This window comes from Tateyamaria omphalii (genome assembly GCF_019802125.1).
Taxonomy (GTDB): domain Bacteria; phylum Pseudomonadota; class Alphaproteobacteria; order Rhodobacterales; family Rhodobacteraceae; genus Tateyamaria; species Tateyamaria omphalii_B.
In genome coordinates this window covers 305,936-330,678 of the sequence record NZ_JAHVHT010000003.1, presented here as the reverse complement: position 1 = coordinate 330,678, position 24,743 = coordinate 305,936, and the positions used below count along the sequence as shown (strand labels likewise).

The window sequence follows — 24,743 nt, the reverse complement described above, 5'->3', positions numbered from 1 at the left end:
GTCGAGGCCTTTCAGGTAAGATGCGTGGCAGAGTGAAGATCGCGCAATGTGAAGTCTGGCAAACTCTCCTCGTCGCGCGGATGGAAGAGGATCGTGACGGGTTTATCGGGGATCAGATCAAAGCAGTTGTCGCTGAAACGGCCAGGCTGATCCGCTTCGACGGACACAAACAGAGCCAGATGCCGCGCCGTCAGCGTGATGCGCCACGCGCTTTTTTCCTGCTTGATGTCGGCCACCACATGCGGTGCGATCAACGGATAGGACTTATAGCGATGCGGGGCGAAATGGTCGTATGACGTAGAGCGGCCATCCACGGACCACTCGAACCAAAGCATGTCATCGGAGCCGAGTGCATCTACGGCAACGGACAGAGCACTAACCGCTTCAACTGTCCCTGATTTTACAGACGCCCGACCAAGCGGCCGCAACGCTCCTGTTGGGGCAACGGCGGAAACCGCAACATCCACGTCACAGACCGATGCCGTGTCGTTGACGACCCGGAGCTCAATCTCGTCACCCGTTGGAACGGCAACTACTGTCACATCGGCATAGAAACGTCGCGCAGCATGGTGCAGCAGCTTCCAGCCTCCACCGTGATCAAGGCTCGACCAGGAGCACACCGGCCACGTGTCGTTAAGCTGCCAGTAGAGTGTGCCCATGCAGTGCGGCTTCAACCCGCGCCAATGGGTAACTGCTGTCTTGATGGCAAGCGCTTGCTGCACTTGGCTGAGATAGACAAAGTCTTCGAAACTTTTGGGGAAACGGAAGTATCGAAACATCGTCTCGGCAATCCGCGCATTGCCGCCCGCGTTCTTCTGATGGCTCTCCATCACTGGGGATGCGATGTTGAAATCGGCGGGATCAGCAAAGCGTTGGATCACGTCCATCGATGGGTAGGATTGGAAACCGAACTCGGAACAAAAGCGCGGGCGTATCTCCCGGTAGTGCTCGAAGTCGCGTCCCTCGTGCCAGACCGACCAAAAATGCATGTCACCCGAACTGTCATCATGCCAGTCCCCGCTGAAACTCAGCGGTCCGGGAGATGGGCTAGAAGGCCACCAGATCGCGGTTGGAGCGGTTTCCCGCAGCGCTTTTTCAATTGTGCGGTTCAATCGGTCATAGGCCACAAGGTAGCGGTCACGGTCGTTGCGGCTTTCCTCGTACCAGGTCAAGGCGCCCAAAAGCTCATTGTCGCCACACCACAACGCGATGCAGGCATGATGGTTCAAACGAGCCACCTGTTCGCGGACTTCCGTGTCGATCTCTGCCAGAAACTCATCCGTCGACGGATAGAGGTGACAGGCAAACATGAAATCATGCCACACCAGCAGCCCCATCTCGTCACAGAGGTCATAGAACCAGTCCGGCTCGTACCGCCCACCGCCCCAGATGCGGATCATGTTCATATTCGCATCCACCGCCGATTGCAGCAGATCGCGACAGGTATCGGGTGTGATCGCACCGGCCAGCGCATCTGCCGGGATCCAGTTCGCACCTTTCATGAAAATGGGGCGGTCGTTGACTTTCAGGGCGAAACCAGTGCCCGCATCATCCGGCGCCGTCACCAGTCGCATATCACGTAAACCAATGCGGCAGGTTTTCTGCAGTGTCTCAGCAGAAACAACCAGATCGTGAAGAACCTGCGCGCCATGGCTCACGGGCCACCACAGGTCCGGTGCCTCGATATTCAGCGACACGCGGGCCTTGCCGGAGAGCATCTGGCTCACACCGGTCAAACCACACAAGTTGACGGAAATCTCAGTTCCATCCGCGATGGCATCGCCAAGAACAGTGCAATCGACAACGACCCGATTGTTGCTGTGGTGCTGCTCAACGATCACATCGGCGATGCGCGGACCGCTCTGTTCCAACCGGATGTCGCCATACAAGCCAAATGGCGCAAGCGCGATATTCCAATCCCAGCCGAAGTCGCATTCCGGTTTTCGCAGCATGTTTCCGTGCGGGATCGGGCAGTTGTCGGTTTGAAAAGGTATTGGGAAAGGCTGCGCCTCAGCCCGCGCCTTGGCGATCCTCGGCGCGGAACGGAAATGAAGCGTGATAACATTTTCGCCCAAAACCAGAACGTCCGATACATTGACCCGGTAGGTGCGAAACATGCTGTCGGCGTGCAGAACAGTCTTACCGTTCAGCGAAACATCCACGACCGTATCCAACATCGACAGGACCAAGGTCATGTGCCGGCCTGTGGCGTGAAAGGTGCGGGTCAGCAGCCAGTCGCGTTCACCGATCCAGCGCAAGTCATATTCATTGCGGCCCCAATACGGATCCGGGATGACACCAGCATCACGCAAGGCACCGATCCCATCGCCAGGAAGCACCATTGGCGCGGTGTACTGGCCCGTCTCATCCGACAAGTGCCATGGGCCACTCAGGTCCAGCATCGCGTCAGAGCCTTTCCTCGGTCTGCTTGTCGAAAAGGGACGCGCGGGCCGGGTCAAACCCGATCCTGATCCGGTCACCGGATGCCACCGCCGCCTGCCCGTCCATGCGGATGCGCAACGGCACACCTGCAAGGCTGGCCCACGCAAGCGTGTCAGACCCCATAGGTTCCACAAGATCCACGGTTACTTCGGCAGTGACTGGCAGTGACGCGGCGGCCTCACCCGAAACGATATGTTCTGGACGAATGCCCAGCCAGGCTGGGCCACTGGTCGCGGTCACCTTGAACGCATACCCGTCAAGCGACAGGCGTGCGCCGCCAGTGACAAAGGCATCGCCCTCGATAGTGCCTTCGAAAAAGTTGATCTCGGGGCTGCCGATGAAGCCCGCGACATACTTGTTCCTCGGCCGATTGTAGATCTCGGTCGGGGTGTCCAGTTGCTGGATGATCCCGCCTTTCATGATGGCAATCCGGTCGGCAAGCGTCATCGCCTCCACCTGATCGTGGGTCACGTAGATCATCGTGTTTTTCAGGCTGTGATGCAGGCGCTTGATCTCGACCCTCAGATCGGCGCGCAGCTTGGCATCCAGGTTCGACAACGGCTCATCGAATAGGAACACATCCACATCCCGCACCAGCGCCCGCCCAATGGCGACCCTCTGGCGCTGCCCCCCGGACAAGGCCGCTGGTTTGCGTTGTAATAGCGGTTCGATCTGCAAAATCTCAGCGGCGCGTGCCACACGCTTCTGGATCTCATCCTTCGGCATCCGCGCGTTTTTCAGGCCAAAGGACAGGTTCCCCTCAACCGTCATCTGCGGATAGAGAGCGTAGGATTGGAACACCATGCCGATGCCGCGGCCCGAGGGCTCCTCCCACGTGACATTGCGGTCATTGATGTGGATTTCGCCGTCAGTCACGTCCAGCAAACCAGCAATGCAGTTCAGCAACGTGGACTTACCGCAGCCGGATGCGCCCAGCAGGACGAGGAACTCGCCTTCCGGAATGTCGATGTTGAGGTTGTCGAGCACGGTCAGCGCGCCGAATTTCAAAGTCAGGTCTTTGACAAGAACAGAAGTCATGGATCAGCCTTTCACCGCGCCTGCGGCGATGCCCCGGACAAACAGCTTGCCGGATGCAAAGTAGATGATGAGGGGAACAAGACCGGTCAGCAGCGTGGCGGCCATGTTGACGTTGTATTCCTTCACGCCCTGCACCGAGTTGACGATGTTGTTGAGTTGCACGGTCATCGGATAGTCGGCGGGCTTGGTGTAGATCACGCCGAACAGGAAGTCGTTCCAGATACCTGTGACCTGCAGAATGATCGCCACCACGAAGATGGGCAGCGACATGGGCAGCATGATGCGGAAATAGATACCCCAGAACCCTGCCCCGTCGACGCGCGCGGCCTTGAACAGCTCCTCAGGGACGGATGTGAAGTAGTTCCGGAAGAGCAGCGTGAGGATGGGCATGCCAAAGACCGTGTGCACCAGCACCAGTCCCCAGATGTTTCCGTACAGCCCCATCTCGCGCAGGATGATCACGATTGGGTAGATCATCACCTGATAGGGGATAAAGGCCCCAACGATCAGAATGGTGAAGAACACCTCGGACCCTTTGAACTTCCAGTTCGCCAGCGCGTAGCCGTTCACCGATGCAATCGCGATGGACAGGATCACGGATGGGATCAGGATCTGGACCGAGTTCCAGAACCCGCGGCTCAGGCCCTCGCAATTGATGCCGGTGCAGGCTTCTGCCCACGCCTTGACCCAAGGCTGATAGGTCACCTCGACCGGCGGGGCAAAGATGTTGCCGATCCGGATTTCGGGCATGCCCTTAAGCGACGTGACGATCATAACGTAGAGCGGGAGCGCGTAGTAGGCCGCCACGACAATCAGCGTGCCGTAGAGCATGATATTGGTGCGCGAAAAGCGGGGGCGCGGTTTCGGGCCGCGCGGGGTCACTGCATCAGCCACGTTTCTTGCCTCCAAATTCGAGGTAGGCCCACGGGATCAGGATGATCACCACGCTGAGCAGCATCATGGTCGACGCTGCAAACCCCTGGCCCAGGTTCTGAGCGCGGAACATGTAGTTGATCACGTATTTCGCAGGCACCTCGGACGAGATGCCGGGCCCACCATTAGTCTGCGCCACCACCAGATCATAGATCTTGATGATCCCGCTCGCGATCAGCACCAGCGCGGTGATGAAGACCGGCCGCATCATGGGAATGATGATGCGAACATAGGTCTTGACCGTGCCGATCCCGTCCACCCGCGCGGCTTTCCAGATCTCCTGATCAATGCCGCGCAAGCCAGCAAGCATGATGCACATGATCAGGCCCGTGCCCTGCCACAGCCCCGCAATAAGGATGCCGTAGATCACGATGTCGGGGTCGTTTAGCGGGTTGAATGTAAAGCTCTCCCACCCCATGCCGCGCACCACACTCTGTACGCCAAGGTCGGGGTTCAGGATCCATTGCCACGCCAACCCCGTCACGACGAAGCTAAGGGCAAAGGGATACAGGAAGATGGTGCGAAACACATCCTCCCCCCTGATCTTGCGATCCAACAGGGCGGCCAGAGTGAACCCGATCACCAAGGTAAAGATCATCGAGAAAAAGCCGTAAACGGCCAGGTTCTCTATCGAGATCAACCAGCGCCGCGTGCTCCACAGCCGCTCATACTGATCCAACCCGACGAAATTCGCCTTGGGCAACAGCTTGGACGAGGTAAAGGAATAGACCACGGTCCACGCGGTACCGCCGACAAACACCACCAGTGCGGTGAGCACCATCGGGATCGACGCGAGCTTGGCCGACAGGTTGCGGAACAGGCTCGAAGGCCGCCGCGCTTTGGTAGAAGAAGACATGACAGGACCCCGCCCTATGCCGCACTGCACCTGCCCGGTCGCCCGGGCAGGTGACTGGGAGGTGCGCCCTTAGTCGGCGGACGCAATGATGTCTGCGTAACGCTCTTGCGCGTCGGTAGCAGACATGTCGGAGGTCCAGAACTCGGCCATCAGATCCTCGATCTGCGTTTGCGTATCAGCAGTCAGGTTCATGTCACCCGACGGCATGATCCCGCCCGCATCAAGGATATCGAGACCTTTCTGCATACAGTCATTTGCGGCACTTAGATCAACGTCACCGCGCACCGGCAGCGACCCTTTCTTGAGGTTGAAGGCCACCTGCACCTCTGGGGAAATCAGGGTGGACGCCAACGCCATCTGCGCCTTCTTCGTCTCTTCATCGTCAATCACGGGGAAGTAGAAAGCGTCGCCACCGGTATCGAGGATTTCGTTCACACCAAGACCCGGCAGGCAGGTATAGTCCTCACCCGCAACCTGGCCGGCCATCTGGAACTCACCCTGCGCCCAGTCGCCCATGATCTGCGCACCAGCCTTGCCGGTGATGACCATGTTGGTGGCAAGGTTCCAGTCCTGCACGTTTGAATTGGAGGCAAAGTTGCGCGCATCCACGGCAGCTTCGAACACGGCGGCATACTCCGGCCCACGGGCGGCATCCGCATCCTTGTCGACCACCACCTTGCGCCACGCATCAAGCCCGGCGATGGCAATGGTCATCACGCCAAAGGCGCCGTTCTGCTGCCAACCCTGCTGCCCCATGGCGAGCGGCACGATACCGGCCTCTTCCAGCTTGGGGGCTGCTGCAGCGAATTCGTTCCAGTTCGATGGCACTGGCGTGTCGATCTGGGCAAAAGCGTCATGGCTCAACCAGATCCACTGCCACGAGTGAATGTTCACGGGCACGCAGTAGATGCGCCCCTCGTAGGTGCAGGCATCCAGCAGCGCAGGCGGGTTCACCAGATCGGTCCAGCCCTCGGCTTCTGCCAGTTCGGTCAGGTCCGTCATCAGACCGGCCTCAATCAGTTCCTCCGCCTGGCGACCATGGTTCAACTGCGTGGCCCCCATGGGGTCACCACCGAGAATGCGGCTGATGATAATGGGACGCGCCGTGCCGCCCGAGCCTGCGATAGCGCCGTCAACCCACGTGTTGCCGGTGGCATCAAATGCCTTGGCAAACTCGGACACAGCTGCAGCTTCACCGCCCGATGTCCACCAATGGGTGACCTCCAGCTCGCCCGCATGCGCCACCGACGCACCCAGCAAGGCGGCTGAGCCCAGCAGTTTCGAAAAAGTTTTCATCTTGAGTCCTCCCTGACTTCTAAATCGTTATAGTAATTGCTACAACGATTTAGATTTTTCGATCAAGGTAGAATTTTGCTGACAGTCGAATTAATTATCAACGCACCGCCAACGGCTTGATTCCGCTGGCAATCCGCGCAAGCGCTTCCTCGCCAAAAGGTCGCCTCGCGCATCAGAAAGGGCCGCCCATGACCAAGTCTGGCACAACAGACTCACCCAAGGACATCGTCCTTGCACCGGGTGAACGGCCAACTTTGAAGACCATCGCGCGGCTGTCCGGGCTGGCCGTGCCGACGGTCTCCCGCGCGCTCGCGGACGCACCCGACATCCGCAAGGACACCAAGGCGCGCGTGCGTGACATCGCACGTCAGATCGGCTACCGGCCGAACCGCGCCGGGGTGCGCCTCCGCACCGGGCGCACGAACGTGATCTCTCTGGTGATGTCGACCGAACATGACGCCATGAACAACACGGCGCGCCTGATCTCTGCCGTGACATCGGCCCTGCGCGGCACGCCTTACCACGTGATTATCACCCCGTATTTCCCGGATGAGGATCCAATGACCCCCATCCGCTACATCGTGGAAACCGGATCTGCAGATGGGCTGATCATCAACCAGACCGAACCGGACGATCCCCGCGTGCGCTACATGATGGAACACAAGTTCCCCTTCGTCGCACATGGCCGCACGGCGTCATCGGAAGAACATGCATATTTCGACTATGACAACACAGCCTTCGGCGCCCTCGCGGTCGAAGCGCTGGCCGCGCGCGGCAGAAAGCACATCGCCCTTCTCGCCCCGCCGCAGTCGCAAACCTATTCGCAGAACATGATCGAAGGCGCGCGCGATGCTGCACAGGCCAAAGGCGTCGAGTTTTCAATCGTTGAGGGTGCCACTTCGCACAGCACCATCACAGCCGTCGAACACGCCATAACGGACATGTTCAATCAACCCGAACGTCCGGACGCTCTGATCGCGCCCAGCATTGGCGGCTGCGTCACCATGGTGTCCGCACTGGAACAGATGGGTCTGACATTGGAACAGGACTTTGACATTGCTGCCAAAGAGGCCGTCAGTTTCCTGCGCCGTTTCCGCCCCGGTATCCTTGTTCTCGAAGAAAACGTCGACATCGCCGGCGACTTTCTGGCCCGCGCCTTGATGCACCGCATCAGCCACCCGAACGAAGCGCCCATGCAAAAGCTGGTGCACCCGGATGCAAACGCATGGAAGATCGACCGCTAGGGTTCAGTTCCGGATACGCCCGAACGTGGACAGACGGTTGATCTCATCCAGGCGTTCAAGGTTCACGACAGTCGACAGCATCAATCGATCCTGGCTCCAGTCACCGGGGCGCTGAATTGCCACCGCCGTCAGCATGATGGCGACAGCAAGCGGCAGCAATGTCGCCAGATACAGTAAGCGGGGCCTGCGCAGGTGGCGCATGTCCAAGAGCGACAGAATACGCTGCTCCAAAAAGCTCATGCGCCCGTCGCGCAGCGCCGACCGATCCGCCGTGACCAGTGTCACCTTTGGCACCGCCACCACAAACATGCGGTCGCGTCTCAGCGTTTGCTGACAGACGGCCAGCAGCGTATCGCAATAGGCACGCACATCTATCCGCCCACGTGTCAGTACTTCCGCATCGCAGGACAGCTCCCGCAGGTTCTCAACCTGCCGCTTCCACGCATGAAAGGCCGGGTTCAGGAAGAAGAACGGCTTGAGTGCCTCAAGCACGATTTCCCACTCGATATCGCCTTGCCGCAGATGCTGGAATTCATGGGCCAGAGACACGCTGAGCTCTTTTGGCTCACCCAACATGTGCGAAGGAATGACGACGTAGTAGTACCAAATACCTCTCGTCGAAAACGGCACCAGCGTCTTGTCGGACAAACGCAGACGTATGCACCCAAACTGCCGCCATCCGTAGCTCGCCGATACAATGCGGAACAGGCAGAACATCGAAAACACAAGGCGGCCGATGCCGACAATGAGGCCAATCAGGAATGCAGCGATCACCGACCACGCGACCCAGCCCGCCGCATTGACGACATTGTTCAAGAACGTATCGCGCATGTTTACAAGCCGCTCGAACTCGGTCGCCTGCATGCTGAAGCCACCGTTCAGGTAGTAGGCCACCACCATGTCCGACAGGTTCACATTGACCGATTGGGCATAGCCGTTCGATTGCAGTGTCGTGAAGGCGAGGATCACAAAGGGCGACAGGACAATCACTACGAACACACTGTTCAGCAGCTGCAGCTGTGTCGCGAAGCTGTGTTTCAACCCAAACCGATTAAACAAAAAACGCGCAGCCGACCAAAGGCCATAGGCTACGACGAGAAGAATATTGGCATTGATGAATGCGTCGAGCAGCGCGTCACCCGGAATCATTTTTCAACCTCCGATCCACAAGTGCCCGGATTTGCCCCAATGCTTCCTCTGTCAGCGCATCGTCATTGACCAGCCGCGCGACCAAAGACGCGGGCGTGTCGTCAAACAATTTCATCGACAGATCCTTGAGTGAGCGGGTCTGGTACGCATCCTTGCCCAGCGTCGGCTTGAAGACATGGCGCTTGCCATCCTTGCGGCTGGTCACAAATTCCTTTTGCTCCAGTATGCGCAGAATGGTCGCGGCCGAGGTGTATGCGAGGTTCCGGTCTTCCGGCAGCTTGTCCAGAACATCCCGTACGGTCCCCTCGCCCAAGTCCCAGAGCTCTGTCATGAACTCAAGTTCGACCTCGGTCAGCAGTTCGCTTTTCTTCTTTTGTCTCATGCCGTCCTATCCAAGACGTATCGCTCACTCGTTATGCCGAGTGAGTAAATACGAAAACTTTCGTTTCACAAAACGCTTTCTCATACCTTCCAGAAAACAAACACGCCCCACACGATGGCAAGGCCCAGCGGCCCCCACAGCGGCTGACCCACCAGCCCCAGCCACGCCAGAAAGATATAGGCAGAGCCTAAAAGCGAGATGAACAGCCGGTCGCCCAGCGTTGTTGTCAAGCCAAGCACTCCGCGCCGTTCGACGCCATCACGGTATTTGAACACCTCAAGCACGCCGATGATCGCGATGGCACCGAAGATGCAGCAGAACAGCGCAAATGTCGCGGGTGTCCACGCCATCCAGAACGCGGGCCACAGCGGGTCGGTCCAGGAAAACCCCTTCTCCTCCTGCTGGTTGGCCACATTGCCCCACCCTTGCGCCCACACGGTCGTGGGCAGCAGCGCCACAAGACAAAGAAGTCGTTTCATCACACCCTCCCCAGGGCAAAGCCCTTGGCGATGTAGTTGCGCACAAAATAGATCACGATAGCGCCAGGGATGATCGTCAGCGTCCCCGCCGCCGCCAGCAGCCCCAATTCATAGCCGGCAGAGGACGCCGTCTTGGTCATCTCCGCCGCGATGGGCTTGGCCTGCACCGCCGTCAGCGTCTTGGCCAGCAAGAGCTCCACCCAAGAGAACATGAAGCAGAAGAACGCCGCCACACCGACACCCGCCTTGATCGTCGGCAGGAAGATCACGACAAAGAAATGCGGAAACGAATACCCATCGACATAAGCCGTCTCGTCCAACTCCTTCGGAACGCCGCCCATGAAGCCTTCGAGAATCCAGACCGCCAGCGGGATGTTGAACAGGCAATGCGCCAGCGCCACCGCGATATGCGTGTCGAACAGGCCGACAGACGAATAAAGCTGGAAGAAGGGTAAAGCGAACACCGCCGCAGGAGCCATCCGGTTCGTCAGCAGCCAAAAGAACAACTGCTTGTCGCCCAGAAACCTGTAGCGCGAGAATGCGTAAGCCGCAGGCAACGCGACAGCGACCGAGATCACCGTGTTGATCGACACATAGATGATCGAGTTGATGTAGCCCCAATACCAGCTCGGGTCGGTGAAGATGACCTTGTAATTGTCGAGCGTGAAGGTCTGCGGGAACAGGCTGAAGCCAGACAGGATCTCGTTCGTCGTCTTGAACGACATCGCCACCAGCCAATAGATCGGCAACATCAGGAACGCGATGTAGAGGATCGGGATAAGGGACCGCTTTCTCATTTCGCATCATCCTTCGTCATCAGAGTGTAGAACAGCCACGACACCAGCAGCGTGATCGCGAAATAGATCAGGCTCATCGCCGCCGCCGGACCCAGGTCGAACTGGCCGAGGGCAATCTTCACAAGGTCAATCGACAAGAGTGTCGTCGAGTTGCCGGGCCCGCCACCGGTCAAAACAAACGGCTCCGTATAGATGTTGAAGCTGTCCATGAAGCGCAGCAGGATCGCGATGGTCAGCACGGTCTTCATCTTCGGCAACTGGATGTAGCGGAACACTTTCCAAGGGCTCGCACCGTCAATCTTGGCCGCCTGATAATACGCATCCGGGATCGACACGAGACCCGCGTAGCTCAGCAGCACCACCAGTGACGTCCAGTGCCAGACATCCATGACGATGATCGTCACCCACGCGGCAAAGGGGTTCTGTGTCATGTCATAGGAAATGCCCAGCACGTCGTTCATGAAGTACCCAAGCAGCCCGATCTTCGGCAGGGTGAAGATGTTCCACATCGCGCCGACCACGTTCCACGGGATCAGCATGGGCAGCGCCATCAGGACGAGACAGACCGGCACCCACATGCCCTTCTTCGGCATGGACAGCGCAATGATGATCCCCAGCGGGATCTCGATGATCAGGATCAAGAAGGTGAACAGGAACTGCCGCCCCAAAGCCGCCTGAAACCGGTCCGACCGCAGGATCTGTTCAAACCAGTCCAGCCCCTGCCAGAAGAACACGTTGTTCCCGAACGTCTCCTGCACCGAGTAGTTGACCACCGTCATGATCGGCACCAGCGCATTGAACGCAACCAGCAGCAGGACGGGCAGAACAAAGAACCACGCGCGTTGATTTTCGGTCTTCATTGTGCAGCCGACCCTTCTTTTTCAGTAGACAACCACCCGTCACGATAAAGCCGCGTGTGGGATGGCCGGAATGCCAGATGCACTTCCGCCCCCTGTTCAGGCAGCTCGCCTTCAACAATGGCTTTGACAGGCGTGTCGCCCACCATGGCCTCAACTACCGCGTGACGGCCGACATCTGACACCTTGCGCACCCGCGCGGGCAGACCCGCATCGGCAAGCGACACAAACTCGGGCCGCACGCCGATCTGCGTTGTACCACCCTGCCCTACGACAGCACCCTCAAGCGCCACGTGCCGTCCTTCGAACCGCGCCCCACCGCCGTGCTCTTCCGCAGGCAGCACGTTCATACCGGGCGAGCCGATGAAGTGGCCGACAAAGGTGTGCTGCGGCCGCTCAAACAACTCGACCGGCGTGCCAATCTGCACCACCTCACCCTCCTGCATCACCACAACCTGATCGGCAAAGGTCAGCGCCTCTGTCTGGTCGTGGGTGACGTAGATCATTGTCGCTTTCACCCGCTGGTGCAGCTCTTTCAGCTTCGACCGCAGCTTCCACTTCAGATGCGGGTCGATGACCGTCAGGGGCTCGTCGAACATCACGACGTTCACGTCGTCCCGGACAAGGCCCCGTCCCATCGAAATCTTCTGCTTGTTGTCGGGCGACAGATGCGACGCACGGGTGTCGAGCATCTCCTCGACCTCCAGCATCGCTGCAATTTCAGAAACACGCGCCGCAATCCGCGCCTCATCCACGCCGCGATTGCGCAGGGGAAAGGCCAGGTTCTCGCGTACCGTCATCGTGTCGTAGATCACCGGGAACTGGAACACCTGCGCGATATTGCGTTGATCGGGTGGCAGGTCCGTCACGTCCCGATCATCAAACAGGATACGACCCTCCGATGGCACAAGCAGGCCCGAGATGATGTTGAGCAACGTGGACTTGCCGCAGCCCGACGGCCCTAGCAGCGCATAGGCGCCGCCGTCCTGCCAGTCGAGGTCGATCTCCTTGAGCGCATAGTCTGCGGGGCCAGAGGGGTTCGGCAAGTAGGAATGGCGCAGGTTGGAAAGCGTGATCTTCGCCATCAGGCCACAAGCCTCCCGTCTTCCGAAAAATAGAATGCCTGGCTGGCATCCATGTAGAAATCATGCGCCTCGCCCACCTCATAGGGGTGCACACCGTGGGCGAGGGAAACCCATCCGTCCCTGCCCAATTCAAAATGCGCGCTGGACTCCGAGCCGGACAATTCCGTTACCAGAACCTTACCAGATAATTTCACATAATCTGTCCCTGCGGGGACAGGTGTCACATGATGGGGCCGGATCGCCAGCGTATACGACCCATCAGGCAGATCCGCTGCGGACCCAGAAACCGTCCAGCTTGCGCCGGTATCAAGGGTCGCGGTCGTCCCTGCCTTCGACATCCTTGCCGCATTGATCGGCGGGTCCGAGAATACGCGCGCGGCGGTCAGGTTGTCGGGCCTCCGGTAGATTTCCGCGGTCCGTCCAAATTGTGTGACGACACCATCATCCATCAACGCGGTCTTGCCGCCGAGCAGAAGCGCCTCTTCGGGCTCGGAGGTGGCATAGACCACAACAGCCCCTCGCCCCGCGAAGAGTTCGGGCAGTTGCTCACGCAGTTCTTCGCGCAGCTTGTAGTCCAAGTTCGCCAGCGGCTCGTCCAAAAACACTGCCCGGCTTTCCTTGGCAATCGCACGGGCCAGCGCGCAGCGCTGCTGCTGCCCGCCCGACAATTCCTGCGGGCGACGGTTCAGCATAGGGCGCAGTTGCAGGATATCGGCTGCCTCTTCCACGCGGCCCTGAATTTCAGACTTCGCCATGCCTGCAACCCGCAAAGGGGAGGCGATGTTGTCGAAGACCGTCATCTGCGGATAGTTTACAAAGAACTGGTGCACGAGGCTGATGTTGCGTTTCTGTGTTGACAGTTTCGACACGTTCTGCCCGTCCATCCAGACCTCTCCCGAGGCCAGCGGATCAAGGCCTGCCATCAGCTTGATCAGGGATGTTTTGCCCGATCCGGTCTGCCCGAGCAGGACGTTGAAATGTCCCGTCTCCAGCACCAGAGAGGTCGGCTTGATGTGGGTGATCCCCCGGATCTCCTTCACCGCCGCTTTCAGCTCGATTGTCATGGGTTGTGTCCAATTTTCGTAGAAGGCCGGGGCGCAATCAGAGCCCCGGCCCAGGTCGGCCCGCCCCGTGTGCAGGGGCGGACCCACGGGGAGTTATTGCTGCCAGCGGGCGACCAGATCGTCGTAGTTGACGGTCTCGCCTTGCGGCTTCTCGTTCTCCAGCTTCGGCTTGGCACCGCCATTGGCGAACCACCATTCGGCGTCCCGCTCTTCGTTCAGGCGGGGGCCACAGCCGCCATAGACACCAGCCGCCTCGTCAGCCTGCTGCATCCGGGCCATGGTGATGTCCATTTCCTCGGCCAGACGGTCCATCGCCTGTTGCGGTGTGAAAGCGCCCGAGTTCACGTCACCGATTTGCTGCCACCAGATCTGGGCCAGCTTCGGATAGTCCGGCACGTTGATGCCGGTGGGCGACCATGCCACGCGGTCAGGCGAGCGATAGAACTCGACCAGACCACCCAGCTTGGGCGCGCGTTCGGTGAAGCTCTCGTGGTTGACCGAACTGTCGCGGATGAAGGTCAGACCCACATGGGACTTCTTCACATCGACAGTCTTGGAAGTCACGAACTGGGCATAGAGCCATGCGGCCTGTGCACGCTCCGAAGGTGTGGACTTCAGGAACGTCCACGAGCCCACGTCTTGGTAGCCGACCTTCTGCCCTTCGGTCCAGTATGGGCCGTGCGGGCTGGGCGCCATCCGCCAGAGCGGCATGCCGTCATCGTCCACCGTATTGTTGCCTTCGGACTTCGGCTTCACCATGTCGGCGGTAAAGGCTGTGTACCAGAAGATCTGCTGGGCCACGTTGCCTTGGGCCAGTGCAGGCAGCGACTGGTAGAAGTCATAGGACGCCGCTCCGGGCGGCGCGTAAGCGCGCAGCCACTCGTCCCATTTGCGGATCGCATAAACCGCTGCCGGGCCGTTCGCAGCACCACCGCGGGTCACGCTTGCGCCGTTGGGGTTGCACGAACCGGCTTCCATGCGGATGCCCCATTCGTCGATCGGCACGCCGTTTGGCTCACCCACCGAACCGGCACCGGCCATCGACAGCCAGGCATCGGTCATGCGCCAGCCAAGGTCAGGCGCACGCTTACCGTAGTCCATGTGGCCGTAGATCGCGACGCCATCGATTTCCTTGACGTCTTCCGAGAAGAACTCGGCGATGTCCTCATAGGCCGACCAGTTGACCGGAACACCAAGCTCGTAGCCGTACTTCTCCTGGAACGCGGCCTTGTACTCTTCGTTGTCGAACCAGTCCTTGCGGAACCAGTAGAGGTTCGCGAATTGCTGGTCAGGCAGCTGGTAGAGGTTGCCATCGGGACCCGTGGTGAACTGGATGCCCATGAAGTCCTCAAGGTCCAGCGTCGGCGAGGTTGTCGCCGCCCAGTCGCCCGCCATCTGTTCGGTCAGGTTATAGGCCAGTTGCAGGCGCGAGTGCGTACCAATCAGGTCAGAGTCGTTGACGTAGCCGTCATAGAGGTTCCGCTGCGTCTGCATCTGCGTCTGAACGGCCTGCACCACCTCGCCCTCGCCGAGGATCTGATGGTTCACCTTGATGCCCGTGATTTCCTCGAAGGCCTTGGTCAGCACTTCGGATTCGTAGCCGTGCGTCGGAATGCCCTCGGACAGCACATTGATTTCCATGCCAGAAAACGGCTCTGCCGCTTCGATGAACCATTCCATCTCCGACATCTGCTCTTCCTTCGAGAGCGTGGATGGCTGAAATTCCTGATCAATCCATTTCTGGGCCGCCGCCGTATCGGCAAAAGCGGTCCCATGCCCCGCAATGACTGCAGCAACAGCCGTCGCGGAGAGAAGATACTTGCGCATCTTGTGTCCTCCCAAATTTCTATGTGAGCCGGATTTCGCCGACTGCGCTTACGATATGCGCAAAGTAAAATTTCTGTCAAACTAAAATATTAGTAGAAATTTTCTGTTCAAAATCAGGAACTAAGAAGAGCCCCCACAACCAAAGCCCTTTGAAGCATTCCACAGGACGTTTGACCTGCGCCGACCCGCGTATCGCTCGGGCGGGCTGTGATCACCAGTCGATTTAGCTGCTGCAGGTTCACGAATGTCGACACAAACCGGAACGACACCCTTCCACGAGATGCGACTCGGCCAAAATTTTGCGTGCATTTACGCAACCATTAATTGAAATTAAACGATAAATACCGTTTTTATGTCAGCACTTTTTTGATGTTCGCGGGAACTGAATTCTATGAAGCCTCTCCTGATTTTCCTCGCAATTTGGACGTGTTTTGCAACATCACTCCATGCCGCATCCGACAAGCCAACCATTCGCGTCGTCGCGGATGAATGGCCGCCTTTCTCGGGCGCCAGTCTGCCACAGCAAGGTTTGTCACTACATGTCATTGCTGCCGTGTTCAAACATGCCGGATATCAGGTGGACAGCGACGTTCTGCCGTGGGCGCGCATCATGGATGGAGTGCGGCGCAACGAGTACGATGTTGTTGGCAGCCTGTTCTTCGATCCTGATCTGACCTCGTTCCTGCAGTATTCACAGCCCTTCTACTCCACCGATGTACAACTGGTGCAAAGGATCGGAGGCGATCACAGATATACAAACGTCGCCGACCTTCAGCCGTATTCGATCGCCGTTGGTGATGGATTTCTGTACGAGGACGAATTCGACAGCGCCGACTACCTGAACAAAACTGTCGTGACCACAACGCTGCAAGCCTTGCAAATGGTCGCCTTTGAACGCGCTGAACTGACCCTCGATAGTGTGGATGTGGTAAACTATTCAATGCGCAATCTTGACCCGAGCCTGTCTGACCGGCTTGAGTTCGTGCCGGGAGTGATGACGTCGCAAGACGTCCACATGGCCATGCGAAAGGATTTTCCGAACCGTGATCAAGTTATGGCAGATTTCAATGCGTCTTTGCGGGCGATGCAAAGCGACGGCACGCTCGACGACATTCTGGCACTGCATGTTGATCAGTAACGGATGACCTTTGTTCGGACAGCATTGAAGGACAGGCTGGGCCTTCGACTGGTTCTGGTGACGCTGTTGGTCAGCACGGTTTTTTCGGCCTTCGCTGCCGGGGTGCAACTCTATCTCAGCTATCAACGCCAGGTCGGCACTGCCTTTCAGGTCGTTGACCGGGTCAGCGCGACCTCCGTGGACCCTTTGCAGAATGCGCTGTGGCAATTCGATTTCGATCAAGTTGACATCATCCTCAGGGGGATCGAGTCCGACCCCGCCGTCGCACATGTGGAGCTGCAATCGACAACGGGGCATTTGTTCGAATATGGCGACCCGGATTACGTGGAACGACGCACGGAATTCGATCTTGTCCGACGCATGGATGGCCTGAACGAACCGATAGGAACACTGACGATTTACCTGTCGCTCGAAAGCATCTGGGCGGACCTTTGGGCGCAGTTTTTTGCTCTTGTAACAACCAATCTGATCAAGGCTTACCTTGTGGCTTTTGCCCTGTTGCTGGCATACTACTGGATGGTGACGCGGCACTTGACTGATGTCGTACGCCAAGTCGATGCGTCAACGTCGCGGTCCACGCCATTGAACCTGTCGCTTGATCGCACAAGGCGCCCGCAAACAGACGCCATCGACAGGATCGTACTTGCTTTGAACGATATGAGTCAGCGGCTCACACAACAGATCACCGCCCTTGAACGCGAGGTTGCGCAGCGCAAGAAAGCTGAAAACGATGCTGTCGCCGCTTCGCTGGCGCGTAAACGCTTTCTGGCCAATATGAGCCACGAAGTGCGAACGCCGCTCAATGCCATGATGGGGCTGTTTCAGCTCATTGAAATGTCGGATGTGCCGAAGCGCCAGAAACAGCAGGCTGCAACCGGTTTGGAAGCGGCAAATGTTCTTTTGGCGCAGTTGACCAACGTTCTGGAGGTGTCGCGGCTGGAAGCGAATGCAGTGAAGCTGACGCCGAAGGAGACCAATCTCGCCTCGATTGCGCAACAGTGGTGCAACACCGCCAATGGTTCGGTCAAGCGCTACGGCAAGGACATAGAAGTCATCGTCGAATTGGCGGATGACCTGCCGGATACGGTGTGCATGGATGACAAGCGGGTCAGTCAGATCGTGCACAACCTGTGTGACAACGCGGCCAAGTTCACGACCGAAGGCGCCCTGCTGATCGACCTGCGGCGGTCACCAGATGATACATCCGGAAAGAAGATGATTGATATTTCCGTGTCCGATACCGGTCCGGGGCTGTCGCCCGAGGATGCAAACAACGTGTTTGAACGGTTCTTGCAGGTCGATGACAGTCTGACCCGACGGTATAGCGGGACCGGTTTGGGTCTGTCGATCAGTTCCGATCTCGCAAAACTGATGGGTGGACACCTTGAGGTTGAGAGCCCTTCGGGTTATCTCAACTATACCACGACATTCACCTTGCGTATTCCAACGCAGGACATCGAGGAAGCAGCCGCATGACTGCCACAGCCAAAAAGATCCTGCTCGCCGAGGATGACAGTTTCACCCAGTACATGATGGGCGAGATTTTTCACACACTCGGGTACGACTTCGATATCGCAAGCGATGGTCAGGAGTGTCAGGATATCGTCCTTGCCAATCCAGACATGTATGGCGTGATCTTGATGGATATCCATATGCCAAACGTCTCGGGTGTGGACGCCGCCCAGAGCATTCGTAAACAGGCCGCGGATCCGCCCAAAAACATACCGATCATTGCCGTTACCGCGGATGGTGACTACCACGACGATCAGGCAATCTCGTCGACGGGCATGAATGGCTATCTACGCAAACCCATTGTGGCGTCCGAGATCAACGCCATCGTGGACCGCTACTGCGCGGTCACCTGACACCATCTAGACGGATACCGCCCGTAGCAAATCCGAACGTTCAATGCGGGATCGCTCTCCTTCCAGCTTGACCGCCCCGCGTTCCAGCACCGTGAACCTGTCGCCAAGATCAAAGGCGAAGTCGAAATACTGTTCAACCAGAACGATCGCCATTTCCCCCCGTTCGCGGAGGGTCGAAATCACGTTGCCGATCTGCTTGATAATGTTGGGCTGAATACCCTCGGTGGGCTCGTCGAGCAGCAGGAGTTTCGGGTTAGTCACCAAGGCTCGCGCGATGGCAAGCTGCTGTTGTTGACCACCCGACAGGTCGCCGCCGCGTCGATGAAGAAATTCCCTGAGGATGGGGAACAGGTCGAAAATCTCGTCAGGGACCCGACGTTGTGCGCGCGGCAAGCAGGCAAACCCGGTTTCCAGGTTCTCTTGCACGGTCAGGAACGGAAATATCTCGCGCCCTTGGGGGACATAGGCCACGCCCTTTTGGGCCAGCGCATGTGCGCTGAGCTTGCCAATCTCCTGCCCGCCGAGGCGATACCGCCCGCCACTGCGCCCATGCGTACCGGAGATCGCCTTGAGCAGACTTGTCTTACCCACGCCGTTAGTGCCCATGACACATGTGACTTCACCCGTCCGTGCCGCCAGATCGACGCCGCGCAGGATTTCACTGCCGCCGTAGTGCAGCGTGAGCCCTTCAATTTCCAACAGGTTATCGACCAAGATACACCTCGATCACAGCTTCGTCCGATGTCACATGGTCAATCGACCCTTCGGCCAGAACCGACCCTTCGTGTAGCACCGTTACCTTGCAGTTCAGGCGGCGCACGAATTCCATGTCATGCTCCACCACGACCACGGCCCGTGTCCTGGCCGCTTCGACCAGGATTTCGGTCGTGTGTTCGCGCTCGGCCGGGGTCATGCCTGCCGCCGGTTCATCGACCAACAGCAATCTGGGCTCCTGCGCGAGCAGCATCCCGATTTCGAGCCATTGCTTTTGCCCATGGCTCAATTCACCCGATTTGCGACCCAGTGCACCAGACAGGCCAATTTCCTCGGCCAATTCCACCACCCTGTCCTGATCCGCGCCCGAGGCCCGAAAGCCCAGCACGGCCAACGGCCCGCGTTTCTTTTTCAACGCCAGCATAAGGTTTTCGGCGACGGTCTGATCCTCGAACACCGTTGGGCGTTGAAACTTGCGCCCGACCCCGGCCTGGGCGATCTGGCTTTCCGACATCGACAGCAGCGATTGAGATTTCTCGCCCCACAGCACACTGCCCTCATCGGGCCGTGTCTTGCCCGTGACGATGTCCATGAAGGTGGTCTTGCCCGCTCCGTTGGGTCCGATCACCGCCCGCATTTCGGCCTCGCCGATCTGGAAGGTGAGGTTGTTGATGGCCTTGAACCCGTCAAAGGACACCGAGACGCCCGAAACCTCGAGAAGGGAACTCATTTCTCTGCCTCCTTCTCACGCAGGGCTCCAACATCGGGGCCGAGGTCTGCGCCATGCCGGTCAGGCGCTGTACGCGCAGCGATCAAGTCGAACAATCCGCCCAGCCCTTTGGGTGCAAAGAGCGTGACAACTACGAAGGAGAGCCCAAGAAGGACAGTCCACCAGTTGACCCATTGGATCGTGTAAAAGCCAAGGTTGATGTCGGGCGCCTGGCCGCCGGTGAAGTAGGTGGACAGGAGCGAGACGAAAGCGGCACCAATGACGGCACCATAGAGCCGCCCCCTGCCCCCGATGGCGACCCACACGGCAAGGTAGATGGAAGCTATGGGCGCAATCTCTGCCGGGTTGATGATACCCGCCTGCGGATAATACAGCGCACCAGCGATGGCGGCGATCACGGCGGTGAGCGTAAAGACGAAGAGCTTGTATGCCTCGACAGGGTAGCCGAGGAACCGCACCCGGCTTTCGTCGTCGCGTATGGCGCGTATCACAGAACCGAATTTGCCCGACACGACCCAGGTGCAGAGAATGTAGCCGAGGCCCAGCGCCAGCGCCGAAGCCCAGAAGAACCAGATCGAAATTGTGGATTGCGGCACGTGTCCCAGCCCCGGCAGGTTTTGCAGCCCCGACAGACCGTTGTTGCCGCGCAGCCCGCTGTCGTTCTGGAACAGGTACAGGGCCAGCGCGAGGGTCATGGCTTGGGTCAGGATCGACAGGTAGACACCCGTGACCCGGCTGCGGAAGGCAAGCCAGCCAAAGACCAGCGCCAGCAGGCCCGGCACCAGAACCACGGCGGCCAGTTGCAGCGGCAGCGAATGCGCAACGGCCCAGATCGGCGGAAACTCCGATGCGCCGACAACGCCGAAGATTTGTGTGGCGATCCCGTCAGAGATTTCCTGTGCCGTCGGTGGCAAAGGTGCGGCGGACAGGCTTTGCACGACGATGATTTCCGTGCGCGCGTACATCAGCCACATGCCAATGGCGTAGCCGCCGATGCCGAAGAACGCCATGTGACCCAGGCTGAGAATGCCGCAATAGCCCCAGACAAGGTCCATGGCGAGCGCGACAAGGCAGAGGCACAGCGTCTTGCCCAATGTCTTGACGAAGCTGGTTGAGATTATGCCGATCCCGAACCCCTCAGACAGGATCGTGACGCCGAGCGTGAAGAGTGCGAGGCACCCGAGGAACACCAGCAAGACCGGGTAGCGCCGGACAATAGGTTGGCGGGCTGGCGCGAGTGTTGCGTCGGTCATCGCTTACGCCTCCGCCGCGCGGCCCTTGAGGGCGATGATGCCCTTCGGCCGGAACTGGATGAACAGGATGATGAAAAGGATCATGTAGGTTTGTGCTGCCAACGTGTTGGACGGGTTCAACCACTCGATCCCCTTTTGCAGCGTGCCGACCATGGTGGCGCCCAGCAGCGTGCCCCAGATGTTACCGACCCCACCGACGACCACGGTCATGAAGGATTGCACGATGTAGTCGCTGCCCATCTCGGATGTGACTTTGGCATAGAGCCCGATGGCGACACCTGCGATGCCCGCGATGCCCGAGCCGAAACCGAAGGTCAGCATGTTGATGCGGTCGGGGTTGATGCCCATCGACGCCGCCATGCGCGGGTTCTGGGTGACCGCCCGCACCTCGAGCCCGAGCCGCGTGCGGTTCATCACGATCAGGAACAGGGCGAGGAACAGGAGCGCGAGGACGAAGATGGCGATGCGGATGTAGCTGATCGACACGATGTCGTTGAAGACCAGCGAGCCGTCGAGCCACCCGGGGGCCGTGAGTGGGCGGGCTTGGGTGCCGAAGATGTTCTTGGCGAGTTGTTGCAGCGCGATTGAGATGCCGAAGGTTGCAAGCAGCGTTTCAAGCGGGCGGTGGTAGAGCCAACGGATCACCAGCCGCTCCATCGCGACACCCGCGCCGAAGGTCACCATGAAGGCGAGCGGGATGGCGAGGAGGATGCTGAGCGTGTAGTCGGGCACAAACAGCTGGACAACGTAACCCGTATAGGCGCCCATCATGATGAACTCACCGTGGGCCATGTTGATGACGCCCATGACGCCGAAGGTGATGGCGAGCCCAATGGCCGCGAGAAAGTAGATCGAAGCAAGAGATAGCGCGTCGAGGCCAAGGTCGATTGTCTGGTTCACGGCAACCTTGTTTTCGATGCCCTTCAGCACGGCTTGGGCTGCCAGCGCGACCTCGGGCGATACGGCGCTGTAGCGCTCGAAGAAGGCGAAGTTTTCCAGTGTTTCCCTGACCTCGGCATCCGTGGCAGCGGGTTCTACCGCGCCCTGTTGGACCAGTGCGGTATAGGCGAGATCGCGTCCGGCTTCGGTGTTGAGCGAGGCTAACTGGATGCCGCCTACACTACCCCCGTCGATATTGGCAATCAGTGCCGCCTTCTGGGCGTCGCGAGAGATGCGTTCGACCGCGAGGTCCTTCGATACGAGAAGTGCATAGGCCGAGTCGACATCAAGCGCGTCTGTCCCAGGCTCAATCTGTCGTACGACATCGGCGTCATTGGGCAGGACGCTGTCGACATCGAGCCGCGTGACGACAAGGGGGTTGAGCGCCGCACGGACGTCCACGCCCAGATCACCCTCGAAGCTTTGGATGGCGGCGATCCGTTCAGCGTCTTCTTCGGCAAAGCGGATGGTCAGGAGACGTTCCAACCGCTTCATGCGCTGCGCGATATTTGCATCGCTCTCGGCATCAACCACGGCGCGCAACGCGGCAAGGTGGGTCTCATCAGCATCGCGCTCAATCGCGTTCAGCGCGGCGGTGCGCGCCTGCGGGTTGGGGTCGGTCAACTGGAAGCGAACGAGGGCCGCGCTGATCAGACCGCGAATGCCGCTGTTGGGTTTGAGCTGTTTGTAGGCCTTGTCTTCGAACTCGCCCAGCGCCTCGCTAGTGGCAAAGTCGAAGGTGCGGATGGTGCGACGGTCGATTTCCTCGGCATAGACGAAAAGCCCTGTGTCCTTGTTCTGCCACATCTCCTTTTCGCGCCAGCGTTCGAGCACGGTTTGCGCCTCGTCCAGACCGCTGGCGGCCAGCGCATCAATGGCAGGGCCAATGGTACGGCGCGAGCTTTTGGCGATGATCTCGCCATGCTCTTGCAACAGGCGTTGGATCGGCGCCTGCGCATCCTGGGCAGAGACAGGCAAAGCGGCCAGCGTCACGAGAAGGGACAAGGCCGCAACAAAGAAGCGACGGAAAACCGACATGGGCATCCAATCCTAGTAGGTGATCGGGGGCAGCTGCCCGCCCCCGAAGGTTCAAATCAGTAGTTCGACTTGATCTGGACGCAGGTGGACGTCTCGGTGTTATACATCCCGCAGCCCAGCTCTTTCCAGTCCGAGACCAGCACGGCCGACTCCGGCAGGAAGTCGGTCCAGGCGTCGCCCGGCACTTCTTCGGTCTGGCTGATGATGTCGAACTGGCCGTCTTCCTGGATCTCACCGATCAGAACCGGCTTGGCCAAGTGGTGGTTCGGCAGCATGACGGCTGTACCGCCCGTCAGGTTCGGGAACTCCTGGCCGTACATGGCGGTGCGCACGGCATCGACATCGGTCGTGCCTGCTGCAGTCGCGGCGTTCACCCACATGTTGAAGCCGATGTAGTGCGCTTCCATTGGGTCGTTGGTCACACGCTCTTCACCCATGCGGGCTTTCCATGCCTCGACCCACGCCTCATTGGCTTCGCTGTCTGCCGACTGGAAGTAGTTCCACGCGGCCAGGTGACCGACGAGGTTCGATGTGTCGAGACCTGCAAGCTCTTCTTCACCAACTGAGAATGCCACAACGGGGATGTCGTCAGCCGAGATACCCGCAGCGGCCAGTTCCTTGTAGAAACCAACGTTGGCGTCGCCGTTGATGGTCGAGATCACGCCGACCTTCTTGCCGTCAGCGCCCAGCGCCACGACGTCAGCCACGATCTTGGACCAGTCGGAGTGACCGAAGGGCGTGTAGTTGACGAAGATGTCCTCGGCGGGGATGCCCTTGTCCTTCAGATAGGATTCAAGGATGTTGTTCGTGGTGCGCGGGTACACGTAGTCGGTGCCCAGAAGCGCGAATTTCTCGACCTCCAGTTCTTCGAGGAAGTAATCGGTCGCCGGGATCGCCTGCTGGTTCGGCGCGGCACCGGTGTAGAACACGTTCTTCGAGCTTTCCTCACCCTCGTACTGGACGGGGTAGAACAGCAAGCCGTTCAGCTCTTCGATCACGGGCAGGACGGACTTGCGGCTCACCGACGTCCAGTTGCCAAAGATCACGTCGACCTCGTGCACGGTCAGCAATTCGCGCGCCTTTTCGGCAAAGAGCGGCCAGTCGGATGCCGGGTCCACAACCACAGCCTCAAGCTGGCAGCCCAGAACACCACCCGCTTCGTTCTGCTGTTCGACCAGCATTTCCATCGTATCTTTGAGCGTCGTTTCCGAAATCGCCATTGTCCCGGATAGCGAGTGCAGAACACCAACCTTGATCGGACAATCCTGAGCGGCGGCAGGCAGGGCGGCCATCACGGCCAAGGCAGCGGTTGTGGTGAGTAGTCGTTTAGACATCTGTGTCCCCTTGCGTGTCGCGCAGGGCGTTGCATTCGGAATTCCGAACATCCATATGCCCCCCTACGCATTTGATGCGGAGTGCGGTGGTGTTCTTGGTTTCCTAGGCCGACACCATCGCACGACTTCGAGCCGTACAGCCCGCCGCAAGTGGTATCGCTCTCGCTCTGTTTCTCACCAGCTGCCGCTCAATTAATGGGCCAAATCAAGCCTATGTGCGTTATTTTTGCGCAATATCCGCTATTTCGCACAAAATTTTGGCGGAAATCTTCCCCCGTTTAGG

22 protein-coding genes are annotated in these 24,743 nt (G+C 58.9%); 4 read left to right on the top strand and 18 right to left on the bottom strand.

The window, feature by feature from the left end:
* Nucleotides 1-11 precede the first annotated feature (11 nt).
* The 5 genes from KUV51_RS14010 to KUV51_RS13990 form a co-directional block, all read right to left on the bottom strand.
* The gene (locus KUV51_RS14010) at nucleotides 12-2,402 is read right to left on the bottom strand and encodes a beta-mannosidase (protein WP_222522253.1); all 2,391 of its coding nucleotides are present in this window, start codon (nucleotides 2,400-2,402) and stop codon (nucleotides 12-14) included.
* 4 nt (nucleotides 2,403-2,406) lie between these two features.
* Nucleotides 2,407-3,480, bottom strand: a complete 1,074-nt coding sequence (locus KUV51_RS14005) for an ABC transporter ATP-binding protein (protein WP_222522252.1) — start codon at nucleotides 3,478-3,480, stop codon at nucleotides 2,407-2,409.
* A gap of 3 nt (nucleotides 3,481-3,483) precedes the next feature.
* On the bottom strand, nucleotides 3,484-4,374 hold the full coding sequence (locus KUV51_RS14000; RefSeq protein WP_315898831.1) for a carbohydrate ABC transporter permease: 891 nt from the start codon (nucleotides 4,372-4,374) through the stop codon (nucleotides 3,484-3,486).
* Nucleotides 4,367-5,269: a carbohydrate ABC transporter permease gene (locus KUV51_RS13995; protein WP_222522251.1), complete on the bottom strand. Its 903-nt coding sequence runs from the start codon at nucleotides 5,267-5,269 to the stop codon at nucleotides 4,367-4,369. The genes KUV51_RS14000 and KUV51_RS13995 overlap by 8 nt, the downstream gene beginning before the upstream one ends.
* Nucleotides 5,270-5,338: 69 nt before the next feature.
* A complete protein-coding gene (locus KUV51_RS13990; protein ID WP_222522250.1) occupies nucleotides 5,339-6,565 on the bottom strand; it encodes an ABC transporter substrate-binding protein in 1,227 nt (408 codons plus the stop codon).
* A 188-nt stretch (nucleotides 6,566-6,753) separates the two neighbouring features.
* Here KUV51_RS13990 and KUV51_RS13985 point away from each other — a divergent pair, with 188 nt between their 5' ends.
* On the top strand, nucleotides 6,754-7,809 hold the full coding sequence (locus KUV51_RS13985; RefSeq protein WP_222522249.1) for a LacI family transcriptional regulator: 1,056 nt from the start codon (nucleotides 6,754-6,756) through the stop codon (nucleotides 7,807-7,809).
* Nucleotides 7,810-7,812: 3 nt separating this feature from the next.
* Here KUV51_RS13985 and KUV51_RS13980 read toward each other — a convergent pair whose 3' ends face one another.
* From KUV51_RS13980 to KUV51_RS13945, 8 genes are all read right to left on the bottom strand, one after another.
* Complete coding sequence (locus tag KUV51_RS13980; RefSeq protein WP_222522248.1) at nucleotides 7,813-8,958, bottom strand: M56 family metallopeptidase; 1,146 nt, start codon at nucleotides 8,956-8,958, stop codon at nucleotides 7,813-7,815.
* Nucleotides 8,945-9,340 (bottom strand): BlaI/MecI/CopY family transcriptional regulator, encoded by a 396-nt coding sequence (locus KUV51_RS13975; protein ID WP_189370976.1) that lies wholly within the window; start codon nucleotides 9,338-9,340, stop codon nucleotides 8,945-8,947. The genes KUV51_RS13980 and KUV51_RS13975 overlap by 14 nt, the downstream gene beginning before the upstream one ends.
* Before the next feature lie 80 nt (nucleotides 9,341-9,420).
* The gene (locus tag KUV51_RS13970; RefSeq protein ID WP_222522247.1) at nucleotides 9,421-9,819 is read right to left on the bottom strand and encodes a DUF2160 domain-containing protein; all 399 of its coding nucleotides are present in this window, start codon (nucleotides 9,817-9,819) and stop codon (nucleotides 9,421-9,423) included.
* On the bottom strand, nucleotides 9,819-10,616 hold the full coding sequence (locus tag KUV51_RS13965) for a carbohydrate ABC transporter permease (protein WP_222522246.1): 798 nt from the start codon (nucleotides 10,614-10,616) through the stop codon (nucleotides 9,819-9,821). Before KUV51_RS13965 ends, KUV51_RS13970 begins: the two co-directional genes overlap by 1 nt.
* On the bottom strand, nucleotides 10,613-11,476 hold the full coding sequence (locus KUV51_RS13960; protein WP_222522245.1) for a carbohydrate ABC transporter permease: 864 nt from the start codon (nucleotides 11,474-11,476) through the stop codon (nucleotides 10,613-10,615). Before KUV51_RS13960 ends, KUV51_RS13965 begins: the two co-directional genes overlap by 4 nt.
* Nucleotides 11,473-12,558, bottom strand: a complete 1,086-nt coding sequence (locus tag KUV51_RS13955; protein ID WP_222522244.1) for an ABC transporter ATP-binding protein — start codon at nucleotides 12,556-12,558, stop codon at nucleotides 11,473-11,475. Before KUV51_RS13955 ends, KUV51_RS13960 begins: the two co-directional genes overlap by 4 nt.
* Nucleotides 12,558-13,622: an ABC transporter ATP-binding protein gene (locus KUV51_RS13950; protein WP_222522243.1), complete on the bottom strand. Its 1,065-nt coding sequence runs from the start codon at nucleotides 13,620-13,622 to the stop codon at nucleotides 12,558-12,560. The genes KUV51_RS13955 and KUV51_RS13950 overlap by 1 nt, the downstream gene beginning before the upstream one ends.
* 93 nt (nucleotides 13,623-13,715) lie before the next feature.
* Complete coding sequence (locus tag KUV51_RS13945) at nucleotides 13,716-15,449, bottom strand: ABC transporter substrate-binding protein (RefSeq protein ID WP_222522242.1); 1,734 nt, start codon at nucleotides 15,447-15,449, stop codon at nucleotides 13,716-13,718.
* Between the two features lie 391 nt (nucleotides 15,450-15,840).
* On the opposite strand from KUV51_RS13945, the gene KUV51_RS13940 reads away from it, so the two are divergent.
* From KUV51_RS13940 to KUV51_RS13930, 3 genes are read left to right on the top strand one after another with little or no spacing between them, the layout of a single operon-like run.
* Complete coding sequence (locus KUV51_RS13940; RefSeq protein WP_222522241.1) at nucleotides 15,841-16,587, top strand: substrate-binding periplasmic protein; 747 nt, start codon at nucleotides 15,841-15,843, stop codon at nucleotides 16,585-16,587.
* A gap of 3 nt (nucleotides 16,588-16,590) precedes the next feature.
* The gene (locus KUV51_RS13935) at nucleotides 16,591-18,063 is read left to right on the top strand and encodes an ATP-binding protein (protein ID WP_222522240.1); all 1,473 of its coding nucleotides are present in this window, start codon (nucleotides 16,591-16,593) and stop codon (nucleotides 18,061-18,063) included.
* Nucleotides 18,060-18,452 (top strand): response regulator, encoded by a 393-nt coding sequence (locus KUV51_RS13930; protein WP_222522239.1) that lies wholly within the window; start codon nucleotides 18,060-18,062, stop codon nucleotides 18,450-18,452. Before KUV51_RS13935 ends, KUV51_RS13930 begins: the two co-directional genes overlap by 4 nt.
* A 6-nt stretch (nucleotides 18,453-18,458) precedes the next feature.
* Here the strand turns inward: KUV51_RS13930 and urtE are convergent, their stop codons facing one another.
* Genes urtE through urtA form a run of 5 tightly spaced genes read right to left on the bottom strand, consistent with a single transcriptional unit; the run spans nucleotide 18,459 to nucleotide 24,460 of the window.
* On the bottom strand, nucleotides 18,459-19,154 hold the full coding sequence (gene urtE, locus KUV51_RS13925; RefSeq protein WP_222522418.1) for an urea ABC transporter ATP-binding subunit UrtE: 696 nt from the start codon (nucleotides 19,152-19,154) through the stop codon (nucleotides 18,459-18,461).
* 1 nt (nucleotide 19,155) lies between these two features.
* Nucleotides 19,156-19,896: an urea ABC transporter ATP-binding protein UrtD gene (gene urtD, locus KUV51_RS13920; protein ID WP_222522238.1), complete on the bottom strand. Its 741-nt coding sequence runs from the start codon at nucleotides 19,894-19,896 to the stop codon at nucleotides 19,156-19,158.
* Nucleotides 19,893-21,149 (bottom strand): urea ABC transporter permease subunit UrtC, encoded by a 1,257-nt coding sequence (urtC, locus tag KUV51_RS13915; protein ID WP_222522237.1) that lies wholly within the window; start codon nucleotides 21,147-21,149, stop codon nucleotides 19,893-19,895. The genes urtD and urtC overlap by 4 nt, the downstream gene beginning before the upstream one ends.
* Nucleotides 21,150-21,152: 3 nt before the next feature.
* Nucleotides 21,153-23,126, bottom strand: a complete 1,974-nt coding sequence (gene urtB, locus KUV51_RS13910) for an urea ABC transporter permease subunit UrtB (RefSeq protein WP_222522236.1) — start codon at nucleotides 23,124-23,126, stop codon at nucleotides 21,153-21,155.
* Nucleotides 23,127-23,182: 56 nt separating this feature from the next.
* Complete coding sequence (gene urtA / locus KUV51_RS13905) at nucleotides 23,183-24,460, bottom strand: urea ABC transporter substrate-binding protein (protein WP_222522235.1); 1,278 nt, start codon at nucleotides 24,458-24,460, stop codon at nucleotides 23,183-23,185.
* Nucleotides 24,461-24,743 lie beyond the last annotated feature (283 nt).

Coding starts and splice junctions, on each gene's coding strand:
- KUV51_RS14010 (WP_222522253.1), bottom strand. CDS start 2,402: ATGCTGGACCTGAGTGGCCCATGGCACTTGTCGGATGAGACGGGCCAG.
- KUV51_RS14005 (WP_222522252.1), bottom strand. CDS start 3,480: ATGACTTCTGTTCTTGTCAAAGACCTGACTTTGAAATTCGGCGCGCTG.
- KUV51_RS13995 (WP_222522251.1), bottom strand. CDS start 5,269: ATGTCTTCTTCTACCAAAGCGCGGCGGCCTTCGAGCCTGTTCCGCAAC.
- KUV51_RS13990 (WP_222522250.1), bottom strand. CDS start 6,565: ATGAAAACTTTTTCGAAACTGCTGGGCTCAGCCGCCTTGCTGGGTGCG.
- KUV51_RS13985 (WP_222522249.1), top strand. CDS start 6,754: ATGACCAAGTCTGGCACAACAGACTCACCCAAGGACATCGTCCTTGCA.
- KUV51_RS13980 (WP_222522248.1), bottom strand. CDS start 8,958: ATGATTCCGGGTGACGCGCTGCTCGACGCATTCATCAATGCCAATATT.
- KUV51_RS13975 (WP_189370976.1), bottom strand. CDS start 9,340: ATGAGACAAAAGAAGAAAAGCGAACTGCTGACCGAGGTCGAACTTGAG.
- KUV51_RS13970 (WP_222522247.1), bottom strand. CDS start 9,819: ATGAAACGACTTCTTTGTCTTGTGGCGCTGCTGCCCACGACCGTGTGG.
- KUV51_RS13965 (WP_222522246.1), bottom strand. CDS start 10,616: ATGAGAAAGCGGTCCCTTATCCCGATCCTCTACATCGCGTTCCTGATG.
- KUV51_RS13960 (WP_222522245.1), bottom strand. CDS start 11,476: ATGAAGACCGAAAATCAACGCGCGTGGTTCTTTGTTCTGCCCGTCCTG.
- KUV51_RS13955 (WP_222522244.1), bottom strand. CDS start 12,558: ATGGCGAAGATCACGCTTTCCAACCTGCGCCATTCCTACTTGCCGAAC.
- KUV51_RS13950 (WP_222522243.1), bottom strand. CDS start 13,622: ATGACAATCGAGCTGAAAGCGGCGGTGAAGGAGATCCGGGGGATCACC.
- KUV51_RS13945 (WP_222522242.1), bottom strand. CDS start 15,449: ATGCGCAAGTATCTTCTCTCCGCGACGGCTGTTGCTGCAGTCATTGCG.
- KUV51_RS13940 (WP_222522241.1), top strand. CDS start 15,841: ATGAAGCCTCTCCTGATTTTCCTCGCAATTTGGACGTGTTTTGCAACA.
- KUV51_RS13935 (WP_222522240.1), top strand. CDS start 16,591: ATGACCTTTGTTCGGACAGCATTGAAGGACAGGCTGGGCCTTCGACTG.
- KUV51_RS13930 (WP_222522239.1), top strand. CDS start 18,060: ATGACTGCCACAGCCAAAAAGATCCTGCTCGCCGAGGATGACAGTTTC.
- urtD (WP_222522238.1), bottom strand. CDS start 19,896: ATGAGTTCCCTTCTCGAGGTTTCGGGCGTCTCGGTGTCCTTTGACGGG.
- urtC (WP_222522237.1), bottom strand. CDS start 21,149: ATGACCGACGCAACACTCGCGCCAGCCCGCCAACCTATTGTCCGGCGC.
- urtB (WP_222522236.1), bottom strand. CDS start 23,126: ATGTCGGTTTTCCGTCGCTTCTTTGTTGCGGCCTTGTCCCTTCTCGTG.
- urtA (WP_222522235.1), bottom strand. CDS start 24,460: ATGTCTAAACGACTACTCACCACAACCGCTGCCTTGGCCGTGATGGCC.